At 64.0% G+C, this 616-nt stretch carries 1 protein-coding gene; it reads right to left on the bottom strand.

The features are described 5' to 3' along the window. On the bottom strand, positions 1-616 hold a 616-nt coding region (locus J5M71_RS26555), incomplete at both ends, for an aconitase family protein (RefSeq protein ID WP_243434363.1).

The following is a 616-nucleotide window of genomic DNA, read 5'->3' as shown; positions in this document are numbered from 1 at the left end:
TCGCTGCCGTGGCGCCGTATTCCGGGGCCATGTTGGAAATTGTGGCGCGGTCGCCGAGGGTCAGCGCTGCTGCACCTTCACCGAAGAACTCCAGCCAGGCACCGACGACTTTCTGTTTGCGCAGGTATTCGGTCAGGGCCAGGACCATGTCGGTGGCGGTGATGCCCGGTTGCAGCTTGCCGGTCAGTTCGACGCCAACGCTTTCCGGCAGGCGCATCCACGACGCGCGACCGAGCATCACGCTCTCGGCTTCGAGGCCGCCGACACCGATGGCGATCACACCGAGCGCATCGACGTGCGGCGTGTGGCTGTCGGTGCCGACGCAGGTGTCGGGGAACGCCACGCCTTCACGCACCTGAATCACTGGCGACATTTTCTCCAGGTTGATCTGGTGCATGATGCCGTTGCCCGGCGGGATCACATCGACGTTCTTGAAGGCCTTTTTGGTCCAGTTGATGAAGTGGAAACGGTCTTCGTTGCGGCGATCTTCGATGGCGCGGTTCTTCTCGAAGGCCTGGGCATCGAAACCGCCCGCCTCGACGGCCAGCGAGTGGTCGACGATCAGTTGCGTCGGCACCACCGGGTTGACCTGCGCCGGGTCGCCGCCCTGCAAAGC

Origin of the sequence: Pseudomonas sp. 43(2021), from assembly GCF_017490805.1 — a bacterium.
GTDB lineage: Bacteria > Pseudomonadota > Gammaproteobacteria > Pseudomonadales > Pseudomonadaceae > Aquipseudomonas.
This window is presented reverse-complemented; position numbering and strand designations above follow the sequence as displayed.